Below are 466 nucleotides of genomic sequence, written 5' to 3'. Positions count from 1 at the left end.
CCTGACAGCGTCACGCCGCGCTCGCCGACTTGGCTGTCATAGCCTTTTTCCAGCTTGAGGATGAATTCATCGGCAAGTGCATCCTTCGCCGCCGTCTCGATTTCGGTCTTGCTGGCTCCCGGCCGGCCGAAACCGATATTGTCACGCGCGCTTGCCGCGAAAATGGTGACGTCCTGCGGCACGATGGCGATGCGCTGGCGGACCGAAACGGGATCGGCCTCGCGCACATCGACGCCGTCGATCAGGATCTTGCCTGTTTCGGGATCGTAAAAACGCAGGATCAGCGAAAACACCGTGCTCTTGCCGGCCCCTGACGGCCCGACGATCGCCACCGTCTCGCCCGGCATGACCTGAAAGCTTAAGCCGTGCACGGCGGCGCGGTCGGGCCTTGCCGGGTAGGAGAAGGAGATATTGTCGAAGACGATCGCGCCCTTGGCGACGGCCGGCAGCGGCTTCGGATCGGCGG

At 63.7% G+C, this 466-nt stretch carries 1 protein-coding gene; it reads right to left on the bottom strand.

The features are described 5' to 3' along the window. Positions 1–466: ATP-binding cassette domain-containing protein (locus ENZ74_RS34020; RefSeq protein WP_127313386.1), on the bottom strand; the 466-nt coding region annotated here is incomplete at both ends.

Origin of the sequence: Mesorhizobium sp. M7A.F.Ca.CA.002.15.2.1 (assembly GCF_003998715.1) — a bacterium.
Lineage (GTDB): Bacteria > Pseudomonadota > Alphaproteobacteria > Rhizobiales > Rhizobiaceae > Mesorhizobium > Mesorhizobium ciceri.
This window is presented reverse-complemented; position numbering and strand designations above follow the sequence as displayed.